The 15609-nt window shown below is 60.6% G+C and carries 15 protein-coding genes; 11 read left to right on the forward strand and 4 right to left on the reverse strand.

The genetic code is table 11. The features are described 5' to 3' along the window. Positions 1–105: 105 nt before the first annotated feature. Positions 106–561, reverse strand: a complete 456-nt coding sequence (locus Q4Q11_RS16100) for a universal stress protein (protein WP_113215733.1) — start codon at positions 559–561, stop codon at positions 106–108. A gap of 545 nt (positions 562–1106) precedes the next feature. Here Q4Q11_RS16100 and Q4Q11_RS16105 point away from each other — a divergent pair. From Q4Q11_RS16105 to Q4Q11_RS16150, 10 genes are all read left to right on the forward strand, one after another. Beyond that, positions 1107–1511 (forward strand): DUF983 domain-containing protein, encoded by a 405-nt coding sequence (locus Q4Q11_RS16105; protein ID WP_498570106.1) that lies wholly within the window; start codon positions 1107–1109, stop codon positions 1509–1511. A gap of 602 nt (positions 1512–2113) precedes the next feature. Further along, entirely contained in the window at positions 2114–2998 is an 885-nt protein-coding gene (locus Q4Q11_RS16110) for an AraC family transcriptional regulator (protein WP_112504090.1), read from the forward strand. A gap of 204 nt (positions 2999–3202) precedes the next feature. Then, positions 3203–4288, forward strand: a complete 1086-nt coding sequence (locus Q4Q11_RS16115; protein WP_498570107.1) for an ABC transporter substrate-binding protein — start codon at positions 3203–3205, stop codon at positions 4286–4288. 74 nt (positions 4289–4362) lie between these two features. Continuing rightward, entirely contained in the window at positions 4363–5184 is an 822-nt protein-coding gene (locus Q4Q11_RS16120; protein WP_498570108.1) for an ATP-binding cassette domain-containing protein, read from the forward strand. Further along, a complete protein-coding gene (locus Q4Q11_RS16125; RefSeq protein WP_498570109.1) occupies positions 5181–6431 on the forward strand; it encodes a sugar ABC transporter permease in 1251 nt (416 codons plus the stop codon). Before Q4Q11_RS16120 ends, Q4Q11_RS16125 begins: the two co-directional genes overlap by 4 nt. Before the next feature lie 25 nt (positions 6432–6456). Continuing rightward, complete coding sequence (locus Q4Q11_RS16130; RefSeq protein ID WP_112504221.1) at positions 6457–7185, forward strand: SDR family oxidoreductase; 729 nt, start codon at positions 6457–6459, stop codon at positions 7183–7185. After that, the gene (locus Q4Q11_RS16135; protein ID WP_498570110.1) at positions 7185–8816 is read left to right on the forward strand and encodes an FGGY-family carbohydrate kinase; all 1632 of its coding nucleotides are present in this window, start codon (positions 7185–7187) and stop codon (positions 8814–8816) included. Before Q4Q11_RS16130 ends, Q4Q11_RS16135 begins: the two co-directional genes overlap by 1 nt. A gap of 245 nt (positions 8817–9061) precedes the next feature. Beyond that, a complete protein-coding gene (locus Q4Q11_RS16140) occupies positions 9062–9460 on the forward strand; it encodes a (R)-mandelonitrile lyase (protein ID WP_112504100.1) in 399 nt (132 codons plus the stop codon). A gap of 11 nt (positions 9461–9471) precedes the next feature. Then, positions 9472–9630, forward strand: a complete 159-nt coding sequence (locus tag Q4Q11_RS16145) for a hypothetical protein (protein ID WP_498570111.1) — start codon at positions 9472–9474, stop codon at positions 9628–9630. Positions 9631–9746: 116 nt separating this feature from the next. Continuing rightward, a complete protein-coding gene (locus tag Q4Q11_RS16150) occupies positions 9747–10667 on the forward strand; it encodes an alpha/beta hydrolase (protein ID WP_498570112.1) in 921 nt (306 codons plus the stop codon). 1 nt (position 10668) lies between these two features. On the opposite strand, the gene Q4Q11_RS16155 is transcribed toward Q4Q11_RS16150, so the two are convergent. Further along, positions 10669–12672, reverse strand: a complete 2004-nt coding sequence (locus tag Q4Q11_RS16155) for a CocE/NonD family hydrolase (RefSeq protein WP_498570113.1) — start codon at positions 12670–12672, stop codon at positions 10669–10671. Positions 12673–12690: 18 nt separating this feature from the next. Beyond that, the gene (locus Q4Q11_RS16160) at positions 12691–14271 is read right to left on the reverse strand and encodes an ABC transporter substrate-binding protein (RefSeq protein WP_498570114.1); all 1581 of its coding nucleotides are present in this window, start codon (positions 14269–14271) and stop codon (positions 12691–12693) included. A gap of 122 nt (positions 14272–14393) precedes the next feature. On the opposite strand from Q4Q11_RS16160, the gene Q4Q11_RS16165 reads away from it, so the two are divergent. Beyond that, positions 14394–15179 carry a helix-turn-helix domain-containing protein gene (locus Q4Q11_RS16165; RefSeq protein ID WP_498570115.1) on the forward strand — a complete coding sequence of 262 codons (786 nt, stop codon included), beginning with the start codon at positions 14394–14396 and terminating at the stop codon, positions 15177–15179. A gap of 61 nt (positions 15180–15240) precedes the next feature. Here the strand turns inward: Q4Q11_RS16165 and Q4Q11_RS16170 are convergent. Further along, positions 15241–15609, reverse strand: a 369-nt coding sequence (locus Q4Q11_RS16170; protein ID WP_498570116.1) for an ATP-binding cassette domain-containing protein, incomplete at its 5' end; no start/stop codon positions are given.

The raw sequence follows: 15609 nt of genomic DNA on the forward strand, positions 1-15609 counted from the left end.
GATTTGAGATGGGAGCGGATATGTAGCACCGTGACGTTGCAGCGCAACCGGATATCAGGATGCTGCCAGACAAAATCCTGCGGGGAGCGTCGACATAAGACGGCATTACGCCTTTTTCGCCTTGCTCTCCACCGTTGTTTTATCATGCGATTTGTTGGCCCGCTCGACGAGTACGGAACATTCGGCATGGCGGATGACGTATTCGACGGTCGAGCCGAATATCCGGTCGAGAATATCGGAAACATGCGTCGCAAGGACGATCAGGTCGGCATTCTTCTCCTTGGCGACGGTCAGCAGCGTTTTCGACGCCGTACCTGTGCGCACCTCGATGGAGGCGATGATGCCGAGGCGCCTGCACAAGCCATCGAGCTTGTCTTCCGCTTCCTTGATGACGGATACCGCCCAATCGTCCGGGCCTTCGTGTCCCGAGGCAAGCCGTTCGATGACATGGACAATGATCAGTTCCCCGCCTGGCGACAAAAGGGCGCTGGAGGTACGCAGCAGGCGTTCGGCGCGCTCGCGTGATCCCAACCCTATCGCGCAAATGATTTTGTCGTACATCGCATTCTCCCAAACGTCCCGGCCCGCTGCCGCTATCAACTTCGTGTACAATTTCTCCGGTTAAACTTGTCCGGAGAAGTAAGCGGGCGCTCAGCACATCGACAATGGCGGCAGCCGTCAAGCCTTACCGTCGAAATGAGGCTGATCAATCAGATCTGTTCGTCTCCGGCGTCGGTCGCGCCCAGCTGGCCATACGCGGGTTTTCATGCAGTCAATCTCCAAGGTTTCGTTCGGCATCGGCGTTGCTGTCAGCGATGCGTTCATAGGCCGCGAAGCTTTGAAGGGGCATTGGATTTCATGGCGCATGCGTTGCGGGAGCCGCCGGAAATGGCCGCCTTCTTCTTAATGTTGCGCTTGAATATCGCCGTTGACGGGACGAAGCGCGAACTCCGATAGGATGCTGTTTTTCATGATTTGCCGAGGACTCCACTGCGTCACTCTGGCAAGTGGACTCATCGTCTCCATTCATTGTAATTATATTGTATGCATGCAATATCATTATTGATTGCATATTCCCGGAAGGCCGATTCAGGAGTGATGCCGCCATGGAAACCGTATATCCCCCGCTGAGCCCGTTGCAGACCGGCCTTCGTTGCCGTTGTCCGCGTTGCGGGCAGGGACGTCTGTTCGATGGATTCCTGACGCTGCGCAAGCAATGCGAAGCCTGCGGCCTCGACTATTCCTTTGCGGATCCTGCCGATGGACCGGCGTTCTTCGTCATTTGCTTTGCCTGTATTCCAAGCGTTCTGCTCGGCGTCTGGCTGGAGGTGGCTTTCTCCGCTCCGGTCTGGGTCCAGTTCCTCGTGACCGGCCCCTTTATGCTGGCGACCTGCATCCCACCTCTACGCCCCCTGAAGGGTTGGTTGGTTGCGAGCCAATATTTCTACAAGGCCGAGGAAGGCAAGCTCGCCCGCCTGCCGGCAACCGAGACGCCGCACTCAGCGAGTTAAATTCTGTGGGCTTCATCTCGAATTGATGACTGCTACGGCGAGATGGATGAGGGCACCACTATGCCATGTGGACGGCATGGTTACGATCGAAGGTATATTCGACGATGGTTTGATCAAAAGATGAAGCGGCTGGAGCAGCAGTTTTGAGGTGGTGCTCCTCACGATAAATAGCGTCGATTAGCCTGGAGATATCCGAAATGTGGGATTGGTTCCCTATCGTCTTCATCCTGTTCAAGGTTCTCGTGTTAGGCACGGGCATGTTCTTCGCCATCAAGTGGCATCACGATCAAGGGAAGCAGAAATAACGAAACCAGCGGAGCGCAAGCGCCCGCCGAACGCACCCTTGACGCCTGAGATTAAAGCGAAATTCTTGGCGCTCGATGCCGGATATCAACCCTTCGGCATCGCAGCGCCTATGCCGCACTGCACATTTCGCCAAATAAATCACCCTTCGTGTCAAAAAAGTATCAGTCGAGCGTACAAGGCGTAGTAGCGGCAGGCGCTTATGAGGGGTAGGTTTACCACCTAGAAGACGCGATGGCCTCTGGGAGGAGGCGCCGTAACCGTAAAAAGCGCGGACGGACGAAAGGAGGCCTGTGCCGATGAATCCCGATTTGGAAGTGGTCGCGATCGGCAGCGGAGAATCCTTCAAGGCCTGGGAGCATGGCTATCCCTACCGCACGGTTCGCTGGCATTTTCATCCCGAATACGAAATCCACCATGTCGTCGCGACGACGGGGCAGTATTTCATCGGTGACTTCATCGGCGAGTTCGAGCCGGGCAATCTGGTGCTGACGGGGCCAAACCTGCCGCATAATTGGGTGAGCGACGTACCCGTTGGCGTCACTCTGCCGCTGCGCTGCCGCGTCTTGCAGTTTTCCGAATCCTTCTTTGCCGATGCCAGCAAGGTCTTCCCGGAATTGTCGGCTTGCGCCGGCATCCTGGAGACGAGCCGCCGTGGCGCGCTCTTCACGCCGGAGACTGCGGCCATTGTCGGACCCATCCTCGGCGAATTGGTTCAAGCGACCGGCATTCGCCGTATCGAACTCTTCATGAATATTCTCGACGCGATGAGCAGCGCTCAAGGCACGCGCACACTCGCGAGCGCCGGCTATCAGCCGGACCCATCGGGCTTCATGTCCGCCGGGGTCAACCAGGCGCTGGCCTATATCAACACGCACCTGACCGAACCGTTCAGCGAATGCGATCTTGCCGAATTGACCGGCCAAAGCCCCAGCGCCTTTTCGCGCAGCTTCCGCCGCCATACGGGCATGGCGCTGGTGCAATATGTCAATCGGCTGCGCGTCAACTTCGCCTGCCATCTGCTGATGAGCAAGGCTGAGATGACGATCACCGACATCTGCTTTGCGGCAGGCTTCAACAATATCTCGAACTTCAATCGGCGTTTTCTGGATCAGAAGGGCATGGCGCCCTCCCGGTTCAGATCGCTCCTGGCACAGCACGCACGCGCGGTGGAGGCCGCCTAGCAAAAGGGAGGACAAGGAGGAGAGATAAAATTCAGGGCAAGCGAACGGGCAGGCACCTTTGCCGTCTGAAGGAGAAGGCTTGTCCAAAATTTACCGCCACATCGGCCGGATGGCCGCCGTTGGTGGGCACCAAACAAGAGCATCGCGTGCGGACAGCCGTGATGATCGAGGGAAACCATTACCATTTGAAACGGAGAAATTCCAATGCACCATTTCGCACTGAAAATCGCAGGCGCAGCCGCGCTTGGCGTCGGTCTTCTGGCCGGCACATCCGCCTTCGCACAGTCGGCCAAGGTGACGGACGCGACTGTCGCCTTTCTCATGCCCGACCAGAGCTCTACGCGCTATGAAGAGCACGATTTCCCCGGTTTCCAGGCCGAGATGAAGAAACTCTGCGCCGGCTGCAAGGTCATCTACCAGAATGCCAATGGTGACGCTTCGCGTCAGCAGCAGCAGTTCAATTCGGCTATCTCGCAGGGTGCGAAGGCGATCGTGCTCGACCCGGTGGACTCAACGGCCGCTGCTTCGCTGGTCAAGCTGGCGCAAAGCCAGGGCGTGAAAGTTATCGCCTATGACCGTCCGATCCCGTCGGCCGCGGCCGATTACTATGTCTCCTTCAACAATGAGGAGATCGGCAAGATGATCGCCAAATCGCTGGTCGATCACCTGAAGGCAAAGGGTGTGAAGGCGGGCGACGGTGGTCTGCTCGAAATCAACGGGTCGCCCACTGACGCTGCTGCCGGGCTGATCAAGAAGGGCATCCATGCCGGCCTCGCCGATGGCGGTTATCCGGTGCTGGCGGAGTTCGACACCCCGGAATGGGCGCCACCGAAGGCGCAGCAATGGGCAAGCGGCCAGATCACCCGCTTCGGCAAGAAGATCGTCGGCGTGGTTGCCGCCAATGACGGTACGGGTGGGGCAGCCGTGGCCGCCTTCAAGGCGGCCGGATTCGATCCGGTGCCGCCGGTTACCGGCAACGATGCGACCATCGCCGGCCTGCAGCTCATCATTTCCGGCGATCAGTACAACACGATCTCCAAGCCGAGCGAGATCGTTGCCGCTGCTGCCGCCAATGTCGCGATCGAGTTGCTCTCTGGCGAGACACCGAAGGCCGACACGAAGCTCTTCGACACGCCGACCAAGCTCTTCACGCCGGCCTTGGTGACCTCCGAAAACCTGAAGGCCGAGATCATCGACAAGACCGTCAACGGCAAGCCGATCCAGACGCCGGACCAGCTCTGCAACGATCGATATGCCGATGGCTGCAAGAAGCTCGGCATCGGCAGCTGAGTTCGGCCTCCCAAGCTCCGGCCGTTTCGGCGGCCGGAGACCAACAGCATTCCAACCCGAGAAGGTGGCCTGTCATGAGTGACGCTTCCGATCATAGAACCCCGTCGGGCGAGCTTGTGCTCAGCCTCAAAGGCATCTCAAAACACTTCGGCGCCGTCTCGGCACTGACGGATATCGACCTCGATGTTCACGCCGGCGAAGTCGTGGCGCTTGTCGGCGACAACGGCGCCGGCAAATCGACGCTGGTCAAGGTTCTGGCCGGCGTCCATCAGCCGAGTTCAGGCACCATCATGTTTCGCGGAAAGCAGGTGACCCTCAGCGATCCCGCAACCGCGCTCGATCTCGGCATTGCCACGGTCTTCCAGGACCTGGCGCTGTGCGAAAACCTCGACGTCGTCGCGAACATCTTTCTCGGCCGGGAACTGAACCCTCTGCAGCTCGACGAAACCGCCATGGAGGTTCGCGCCTGGACGCTGCTCAACGAGCTTGCGGCGCGCATCCCGAGCGTGCGCATCCCGATCGCTTCGCTTTCGGGCGGTCAGCGGCAGACGGTGGCGATCGCCCGCTCGCTCCTGCTCGAGCCAAAGCTCATTATGCTCGACGAGCCGACCGCAGCACTTGGCGTCGCACAGACCGCCGAGGTGCTGAACCTCATCGAGCGCGTCCGCGACAAGGGGCTCGGCGTCATCATGATCAGCCACAACATGGAAGACGTACGCGCCGTTGCCGACCGCATCGTCGTTCTGCGCCTCGGCCGCAATAATGGGATCTTCTATCCCGACACGTCCAATCAGGAACTCGTCAGCGCCATCACCGGAGCCACGGAAAATGCCGTGTCGCGACGTGCCGTTCGCCGCCAGGCCCAACAGGAACTCAGAGAAGGGGGCCGGCCATGAGCGAGAACGGCAAGCAATCGACCCTGCTGCTCGACCGCAGCGATGTTCGCGTCAACCATGACACCGGACTTGGCGCAACCATCCGCTCCTCCATCGACAAGGTGCGCTCCGGGGATCTCGGCTCGCTGCCCGTCGTCGTTGGTCTGGTCATCATCTGGACTGTCTTCGGCACGCTCAACCCGACCTTTCTCTCCAGCAACAACCTCGCCAATCTGTTGTTCGACGCCTCGACCGTCGGCATTATCTCGCTCGGCATCGTCTGCGTGCTGATGGTCGGCGAAATCGATCTTTCCGTCGGTTCGATCAGCGGCTTTGCCTCGGCCATGGTCGGCATGCTCTGGGTCAACGAAGGTTGGCCGGTGGCCTTGGCCATCCTGGCCGCGCTTGTCGTCGGTGGCGTGATCGGCGCCATCTATGCCGTGCTGTTCAACCGTCTGGGCATGCCGAGCTTCGTTGCTACCTTGGCGGGCCTTCTCGCCGTGCTCGGCATGCAGCTCTATCTTCTGGGCGCGACGGGCTCTATCAATCTGCCCTACGGCTCGGCGATCGTGAATTTCGGCCAGTTACTGGTCATTCCGCATCCGCTTGCCTACGTCTTCGCGCTCGTTCCGGGGGCGGTCATGCTGGTCACCGGCTTGAGCGCAGTGCAGCGGCGCAAGCAGGCAAATCTCTCCGCTCCGTCTATCGGTAGACTGCTGGTAAAGGCGGCCGTCATCACCGTGGCTTTGGAATTCGTCGCCTTCTATCTCAACCAGGATCGCGGCATTCCCTGGATGTTCGCGTTGTTCATAGTGCTTGTTATCGTCATGGACTATGCGCTGACGCGCACGCAATGGGGCCGGTCGATGTCCGCCGTCGGCGGAAATCGCGAGGCTGCGCGGCGCGCCGGCATCAACGTTCGGCGGATCCATACCAGCGCTTTCGTGCTCTGCGCCATGTTCGCAGCCTTGGGCGGGGTGCTGGCGGCCGCGCGTCTCGCCTCGGCCAGCCAGCAGGCGGGCACCGGTGACGTCAATCTGAATGCGATTGCGGCGGCCGTCATCGGCGGCACCAGCCTCTTCGGCGGCCGGGGCAGTGCCTATTCCGCTCTTCTCGGCATCATCGTCATCCAGTCGATCGCCAGCGGCCTTACCATGCTCGATCTGTCGTCGGCGCTTCGTTACATGATCACGGGCGCAGTTCTTGCCATTGCTGTCATCGTCGACTCGCTCGCCCGCCGTTCCCGCGCCTCGCATGGACGCGGCTGATTTCTTCAAGAAGGTAAGGATTGTTATGAGACAGGATTTTGCCGGCAAGGTCGCCGCCATCACCGGGGCTGCCTCTGGAATTGGCCTGGAATGCGCCAAATCGCTATTGAACCAGGGCGCCAGCGTCGCCCTTGTCGACAGGGCGGAAGACAGCTTGAAAAGTCTCTGCGCCGAATTGGGGCCGAATGCCCATCCGGTCGTCGTCGATCTTTTGAAGCCCGAGAGCGTGGCGACCATGTTGCCGCAGATTCTCGACAGGTTCGGCAAGCTCGACATCTTCCACGCCAATGCCGGCGCCTATATCGGCGGGGAGGTTGCGGAAGGCGATCCCGACGCCTGGGACCGGATGCTGGATCTGAATATCAACGCGGCCTTTCGTTCGGTTCGAATGGTGCTGCCGCACATGATCGAACGCAAGACCGGCGATATCATCATGACGAGTTCGATTGCCGGCCTCGTGCCGGTGGTCTGGGAGCCGATCTACACGGCATCGAAGCATGCAATTCAGGCCTTCACCCACACGGTGCGGCGTCAGGTTGCCAAGCATGGTATCCGCGTTGGGGCCGTCGCGCCGGGACCGGTGGTGACGGCGCTGATCAGCGACTGGCCGCAGGCAAAGCTCGACGAGGCGATCGCCGCAGGCGGTCTCATGGAGGCGACAGAAGTGGCGGCGGCGGTCGTCTTCATGCTATCCAGACCGCGTAACATCGTAATCCGGGATCTGGTGATCCTGCCCTTGAGTACGGATCTCTGATGACGGCACCTTATTTCATCGGCATCGATGTCGGCACCGGCAGCGCCCGGGCCGGCGTTTTCGATGCGAATGGCCATCTGCTCGCCGCAGCCAAGCGGCCAATCACCATCTGGCACGAGATTGGCAGCATCGTCGAACAATCGAGCGAGCAGATATGGATAGCCGTTTGCCACAGCGTCAGAGAGGCTGTCGCGATGGCAAAGATAGCGGCCGGTGATGTCGCCGGCATCGGCTTCGATGCGACCTGCTCGCTAGTCGCGGTCAAGGCGGATGGTCAGCCTGTGGCCGTTGGCCCGTCTGGAGACGCCGATCGCAACATCATCGTTTGGATGGATCATCGCGCCGCCGGCGAGGCGGCGGAGATCAACGCCGGAAATCACGCCGTGCTTCGCTATGTCGGCGGCCGCATCTCGCCGGAGATGGAGACGCCGAAGCTCTTGTGGCTGAAGCGAAATCTACCGCAGTCTTTCGCCGCAGCCGACCATTTCTTCGATCTCGCCGATTATCTGACCTGGCGCGCGACGGGTTCGCTGCAAAGGTCCGTGTGTACGGTGACGTGCAAGTGGACCTATCTGGCCCATGAGAAGCGCTGGGATCGGCAATACTTCAGGGATATCGGGCTTGGCGAACTGGCGGACGAAGGCTTCGTGCGGATCGGAACCGAGATCGTCGAGCCGGGTACTTGCTTGGGCGACGGCCTGAACGAAGCTGCCGCCCGCGATCTCGGCCTTGCCATCGGCACGCCGGTCGGCGCGTCACTGATCGATGCCCATGCCGGCGGCGTCGGTACGCTGGGCGGGCAGGGGCCGGACGGCGATGCTGACGTCAAGAACCGGCTTGCTTACATCTTCGGCACGTCGGCCTGTTCGATGGCCTCGAGCGAAGGGGCCGTCTTCGTCGACGGCGTTTGGGGACCTTATTTCTCGGCGATGGTGCCTGGCCTCTGGCTGACCGAAGGCGGCCAGTCCGCTGCGGGTGCTGCGATCGATCATCTCGTCTCGATGCATCCTGCCGCTGGCGAAGCTCGCCAAAAGGCTGAAGCGGAGGGTCTTTCGCTTGTCGCCTGGCTCGATCGGCAGGCCACAACGGCAAGCGGCAACGCATCCGACGCGGTGCGGCTCGCACAATTGATCCAGGTCGTTCCCGAGTTCCTTGGCAACCGGTCGCCCCATGCCGATCCGGATGCGCGCGCCGTCATCTCAGGTCTCGGACTGGAAACCGGCATTGACGATCTGATCGCCCTTTATGTCGCCGGCCTCTGCGGCATTGGCTACGGCCTCAAACAGCTGCTCGATAAGCTCGCCCAGGATGGCATTGCCTGTGAACTCATCATTGCCAGCGGCGGCGCTGCCCAGAGCGGATTGGTGCGTCAGCTTCTGGCGGATACGACCGGCAGGCCGGTCGCCGTCGCCGATACGGAAGAGCCCGTTCTTCTCGGTGCGGCGATGCTTGGCGCCACAGCCAGCAGGCATTGTGGTTCGCTGGCGGAAGCCATGGCAACCATGTCGCGTTTGGCGAAGCGATTCGAGCCGGCGGACGGTGCTATCAAGGCGTTGCATGAACGGCGTTACCAAGCCTTCGAGCTGCTGCAATCGGCCGATCGCAGTATCCGCGCGATGATGGCACCGTAAATCCTGTTTCGGCTGCGATCCCTTATTGCCGATTGGATCCGTGATGCTGCGTCTGGGTGAAATTTGGGCTGGCATATCACGCCGGCCGGAGTTCCGCTGTTTCGAGTAATCACGGTGAAAGCGATATTTATCGCTCCAATTCATAAGTCTGTGCGAGGATGACCCTCTACTGCTTTGTCAATTACCGGCTAAATTGACCTCATACGATTGAGCCATCACGGCCCATCGCAGGAAAGGATGTCACCATGGATATCAAGAGGAACGGTACGCAGCCCTCCGGCAAAGGCCCTTCGGACTGGTTCACCGGCACGGTCCGGGTCGATCCGGTCTTTGCGGCCAATGACGCGCGCCGCGCCGCAGCCGCCAGTGTCACTTTCGAGCCCGGCGCGAGGACTGCGTGGCATACCCATCCGCGCGGCCAAACCCTGATCGTCACCGCCGGCCTTGGTTTCGTTCAGCGCGAAGGCGGCTCGATCGAGGAGATCCGGCCGGGGGACGTCGTCTGGTTCGAACCGGGCGAAAAGCACTGGCACGGCGCTTCGCCGACCACCGCCATGACCCATATCGCCATCCACGAACATCTCGACGGCAAGGTGGTGGATTGGATGGAGCATGTCACGGACGAACAATACCAGGGAAAATGAGGGCAAAGACGATGGTGGAAGGTATCGAGGAGCAAGGTCGTTGTCATCACTGGCGCCAGATCCGGTTTGTGATTGGCGCGGCACCGGCGCTTGCAGCGCTCACCTGGTCCAATGCGCAGTGCAAAGCCGACGGACTTTTCCTTGCCGTCGAGTATCGTATTCGCGGCTGATTGAATTCGGCGCAGTCCGGATGTCGCCATCGCGGCGGTGCTGGCCGTAGGCAGATAAGCATTCGGTTGCATCGCCGCGTTATCCTCGATCCATTGGCACGAATCGAGGATATCCGATGACCTCTGCTGAGCGTCCCATGCCGAGCGAAGCCGGCATTCTGCAGTTCATGGAGATCTGCGATTCCTTCTATCCGCCGGATGCGGTAACGGCATCCATCATGCAGCAGCGTCAATGGTATGACGCGCTCTGCGCGCGTTTCGATCGTGCCTTACCTGAGGGCATGCGGACCAGCGATGAAGTCGTCGCGGGAACCATCCGGACCAGGCGTTACAGGCCTGCGAATATCCGCACGGCAACGAACCTGCTCTACCTCCACGGTGGCGGTTTCGTCGTCGGTTCGCTCGAGAGCCATCATGCGATCTGCGCCGAGATTGCCGATCATGCCGGCGCCGAGCTGATCTCGGTCGATTATCGGCTGGCGCCGGAATATCGCTGGCCGACACAGACGGATGATTGTTTCAGCGTCCTCAAACAGCTTCTCGCCGAGAAGAAGTCCGTCGTGCTGATCGGCGACAGCGCTGGCGGCAATCTGGCGGCTGGACTGGCGGTGCGGGCGAAAGCGGAGGGGCTTTCAGGAATTGCCGGCCAGATCCTGATCTATCCCGCGCTCGGCGGCGATCTCGTCTCCGGCTCCTATGAGGAAATGGCCGAGGCACCGGGTCTGACGACGGCCGATGTCGCCTATTACCGCACCATCCTGCAGGCGCCAGAGGGCAATCCGGTCGCCGGGCCGCTTGCCTTGTCATCCGTAGCAGGCCTTCCTCCCGCCTTCATTACGGTAGCCCATTATGATCCGCTGCGCGACGACGGCCGCAATTATGCGGCGCGTCTTGTGCAGGCCGGCATTGAAGTCTGGTTCCGGGAAGAGCCGCAGATGGTGCATGCCTGGCTGCGGGCGCGGCACATGAGCGAAGGCGCGGGCGCCGGCTTTGCCGCCATTTGCGCAGCGGCAAGCCGTTTTGCAGGTTCGCGCTGATCTACATCAGGTCGCGCGCGATACGCTTCTCCCCGAACGTCTTCCTGAAGATTTCGGCCTCACCTTCATAGGCAATGACCGAGGCGCTGATGACCCAGTCCTTTTCCGTGCAGGATATGGACGATGTCGCCACCGTGCGAACGAACCAGCCGGGGCGCCGCATATCACAGGTCCATGTCGAGGTGCCCGTCATCGACAGCGGATCGTCGGGCGCGATCGACCAGACCTCTTCGCGCAGCTGCCGGGTGGAAAGTCCGGTGCCAGGATGCTCGGAGAGGCCGGTATCCTCGTGGATTTCATAGCGGGTGACGCCGGACGAGAGATCGCGCACGACTTGCCGTTTTGTCGAGCCGGGTGCGTGTTCGATGTATTTCGGCAGCGGATCGGGATTGTCAGGCTGCTTTACATCGATGATCTCATGCGCGCCGAGCTTGGGCAGGGCAAGGCCGATGGAGGCGATATCGATCGTCAGGCCTGGATCTTCCGGCGGCGGCAGGACCATCGGCCAATAGGCTGTCGACAGCGACAGGCGGATACGGTGTCCCTTGCGGAAACGATAGCCGCAGGCATCAAGTTTTACTGTCACTCTGACCTGCTGCCCCTTGATCAGCGGCTCCGGCGCGGCATTGCCGCCGCGATGGGCAAGATTGAGCACGCCGAAGGAGATGCGCGTTGAAGTACCATCCGGATGGATATCGACGAGCCTTGCGCAGAGATTGGCGGTTGCGGCATCGCACCGCAGCGTCAATGTCACAATCGGGCGGCCAAGATAGTCGTGATCCTCGACCAGCGGCGCGGTCTGGAAGGTCAGCGACCCGACATCGTCGATGCGCTGGTCGATCGCCATTTCCGCGTCCGGCTTCAGGGTAAACCATTCGCCCGAGGCCGTGCCCGTATCGAGCGGTGACCGCAGATAGACGGGATGCTCCGGCGCATGCGGGATCGGCATGCCGTCCATCAGCGTGCCGAACTGCTCGACATAGAAGCACTGCATCTCTGGCTGCTGCCATTCTTGCTTGGCGATCCAGAAGCCGGGATCGAAATCGCGGCGCAACGCCGGTTTGGCGGCATCGAGAATATAGGCGCGCACCGATGGCATGGCCTCGGCGCCGTTGCGCTCGCCGCGCAGCCAGTGGTTCCACCAGGCGATGGCCTCTCCGTGGAAATCGACCCGCGGCTTCGGCCAGGCGAAATGCGGATATTTGTGAACCCATGGGCCGATCAGCGCTTTCGCCTTATCCCCGAGGCCTTCGACCGCCAGCAGCGGCGTGTTGCGATAGCCATCCGCCCAGCCGGCGATGACGATGGCGGGAATATCGAAGCCTGCGAAATCTTCGCAGATCGATCCATGCCGCCAGAAATCGTCCCGGCGCTGATGCCTCAGCCATTCCTCCATGAAGAAGGGTTCCTGCTCCAGGCGTTCCAGCCACATATCCCGCCAGTCGTTGCCGACGATCGCCGGATCGGGCGAGCGCGATTGGTAGCCGAGCATGGTCGCCGCCCAGGAGAGCTGGGCGGAGAGGTGGCAGCCGTTCTTGTAGTGGATGTCGTCATTATAGCGATCGACCGTGGAAGCGATCGAAATGACCGCCTTCAGCGCCGGGGGCTTCAGGGCCGCGACCTGCAGGCAGTTGAAGCCGCCCCAGGAAATACCCATCATGCCGACCGAGCCGTTCGACCAGGGCTGCGCCGCGATCCATGCGATCAGCTCGCAGGCATTGGCGAGTTCGAGTTCTGTATATTCGCCGTCAATGATGCCGCTGGATTCGCCGGAGCCTCTGATATCGACACGCACGCCGGCAATGCCGGCTGCGGCAAAGATCGGATAGGTCGATTCATCTCGCGGGCTCGTTCCATCGCGCTTGCGGTAGGGCAGGAACTCGAAAACCGCCGGCACCGGATCGCTCTCCGCGCCTTCAGGCATCCAGATGCGTGCTGCAAGCCGCGTTCCGTCCTTCAGCGTGATCCACTGATTTTCGATTGTCGTGAAGCTGCGCTCAGTCATGGTCATATCCAGAAGAGATTAAGCATTAAACCACACGCGGCTACCGATGTAGCCGTTGGACATATCGTTGCCGATATCGTCTACATAGCCCTTCAGTGTCTTCGAAGAGGCCATGATATAGTCGTTGAAGACGGGCAGGATCAGGCCGCCATCGTTACGCACCATCAGAGCCAGCTGTCGATAAAATACCTTGCGCTTGGCCTCATCCAGCTCGGACCGCGCCTGCAGCACCAATTTGTCGAAGTCGGGGCGCTTGAAACGCGTATCGTTCCACTCGGCGGTCGACAGATAGGAGGTGGAATAGCGCGAATCCTGCGTTGGACGGCCGCCCCAGAAGGACGCGCAGAAGGGTTGTTTGTTCCAGACATTGGTCCAGTAGCCGTCTTCCGGCTCGCGCTTGACGTCGATCGCAATGCCGGCCTTACGTGCGCTTTGCTGAAACAGGATCGCCGCATCCACGGCGCCGGGAAAGGCTGCATCGGAGGTCAGCAGTTGAACTGGACGGTCAAGGCCCGATTTCTTGAAGTGGAAGGCGGCCTTGTCGGGATCGTATGGCCGCTGCTCGATATCGGCCGGCGCAAGCGCGTAGTTGGAATTGACCGGATAGTCGTTGCCGATCGTTCCATAGCCGCCGAGAACCTTGTCGAGGATCGACTGGCGGTCGATGGCATATTTCAGCGCGAGCCGAAGGTCGGCGTTGTCGAAGGGTGCTGTGTCGCAATGCATCAGGAAGCAGTAGAAGCCCTTGCCGGCATTGCGGACGATCTCGACGGTCGGTGCCCGCTGCAGCATCGGGACGGTCTTCGGATCGACATTGTTAACGAAATGGACCTGACCGGAGGCAAGTGCTGCGATGCGGGCGGTGTTGTCGTTGATGACGAGGATTTCGACGCTGTCGACAAAGCCGCGATCGGCGCGCCAATCTTTCGGATTCTTCTCGAAGGTCGCGCGAACGCCTGGTTCAAAGCTTTTCAGAATATAGGGGCCGGTACCGATGGCCGCCGCTGGCTTGTCGACGCCGCCCTTCGGCTGGATGATCAGGTGATAGTCGGTCAAAAGCAGAGGCAGGTCCGCATTGCCTTCGGAAAGCGTCAGGACAAGATCGCCCGCCTTTTCTTCAATACCGGTGATCGAGGCCATGAGCCCAAGGGCGCCCGACTGAGAGTTTTTGTCCGCATGCCGCTTAAGCGTCGCGACGATGTCGGCAACCGTCATCTTGCTACCGTCGTGAAACTGCACGTCGTTCCTGATCTTGAAGGTCCAGACGGATGCATCCGCCGACGGCGTCCAGGACGTTGCCAGTGACGGCAGAGGGGCACCGGTCTTGGGATCTGATTCGAGGAGCGTGTCACCCCAGAGACGGCCAATGACGAACAAGACGGAGGCACTGTATGTCGCCGGGTCGAGCGCATCGCTGGTAGCGCCGCCCTTGAGACCGAGCTTCAGATGGCCGCCATGCTTTGCTTCCTGCGCGCGGGCTTCGCGCGGCAGCAGCAGGCCGGAGGCAAGGCCCGGCAAAGCGCCGAGCGCAACGGCACCGCCAAGGAAATGGCGGCGGCCGATTTTCAGCTGCGAAGATTGATCCTTTTCATGCGTCATGACAGTTCCCTCGTTTTCAATTTTATAGGTGGGAACGTAGAGGCCGGGCCAGCTCACGCAATTTCGCGACTTGACGCATCTTTAAGCGAGTTTACGCTAGTTTTTCCAAGACGGAGTAGCTGATGCCTCATTTGGTCGAGAACCTAAAAATCGCCTGCGCGACGCAGCGTTCCATTTCGCATCTGTGCCGGGCAATCGATATCAATCGGCAACAGTTCAACCGATACATCAACGGCCAGACGAGGCCATCCGCCCACAATCTGGCGCGTATCGCCAAGTATTTCGATCTCGACGCGGCCGATTTTGGCCTCGCTCCAAGGCTCTTTCGCGAGCGGCTTCGCAAACCGAACCTGGACCTCAATCAAAGTTCCGAACTCTTGAAGGCATTCCCCGGAGATCTGGTCGCGCTTAGGCGCCATGTCGGCTATTTCCAGACCTATCACCGTTCTCCGTCCTGGCCCGGAATGGTCGTCTGTTCGTGCAGCCGCATCATGGAGCAGGGCGGGCTGGTGCATGTCAAATCAATGGAGCGTCTGCGGGACCCCGGAAACGGTATCCAGCAGTTTTCGAAATATGTGGGCCTTGCGGCCTTCTATCGAAACCGGATCTTCATTACCGAGCGTGTCGTCGGCCCGAACCCCATACTGTCGCAGACGATCCTCCTGCCATTCGACGAGTATCAGCGTGTCTACTTGCGTGGGACCACAATGGGCGTTTCCTGGCGAAAGGAAAATCTCCCCTATGCGTCGCGGATGATCTGGCGGCATGTCGGCGCCGAGCCGGATCTGCGTGAGCTTCTCTCGCGCTGCGGGCCTCTGCCGCTATCCTCGCGCCGACTGCCGCCGACCGTACGCTCGTTTCTCGCCGATCCATCCGCCGAGGTGTATGCGGTGCCGGCGGAGTACTGACGATACCGACATCGGCAACGAGGCTCTCAAATCCGGCCTTGGTGTTCGGGATATCGAGCCTTCAATTTCCGGCACTCTCCATCTTTCGCGTCGCCAGCACGCGCTCCAGCCAGCCGATCTCCATCTCGGGCACGGACTTCAGCAGCAGGTCGGTGTAGTCGTCGAAGGGTGGCGAAAGCGCTTGGGATTTCGGACCGAAGCGGACGAGCTTGCCACGATGCATCACCGCAACGCCGTCGGCGATGGCGCGCACGATGGCGATGTCGTGGGTGATGAAAACATAGGAGAGATGAGCCTCCTCCTGCAGCTTCAAGAGCAGTTTCAGGATGCCTTCGGCAACCAGCGGGTCGAGCGCCGAGGTCGGCTCGTCGCAGAGGATGAGTTCCGGCTTGGCCGCAAGGGCTCGGGCGATCGCGACGCGCTGCTTCTG

It is taken from the genome of Rhizobium sp. UFLA01-1127, from assembly GCF_059803845.1.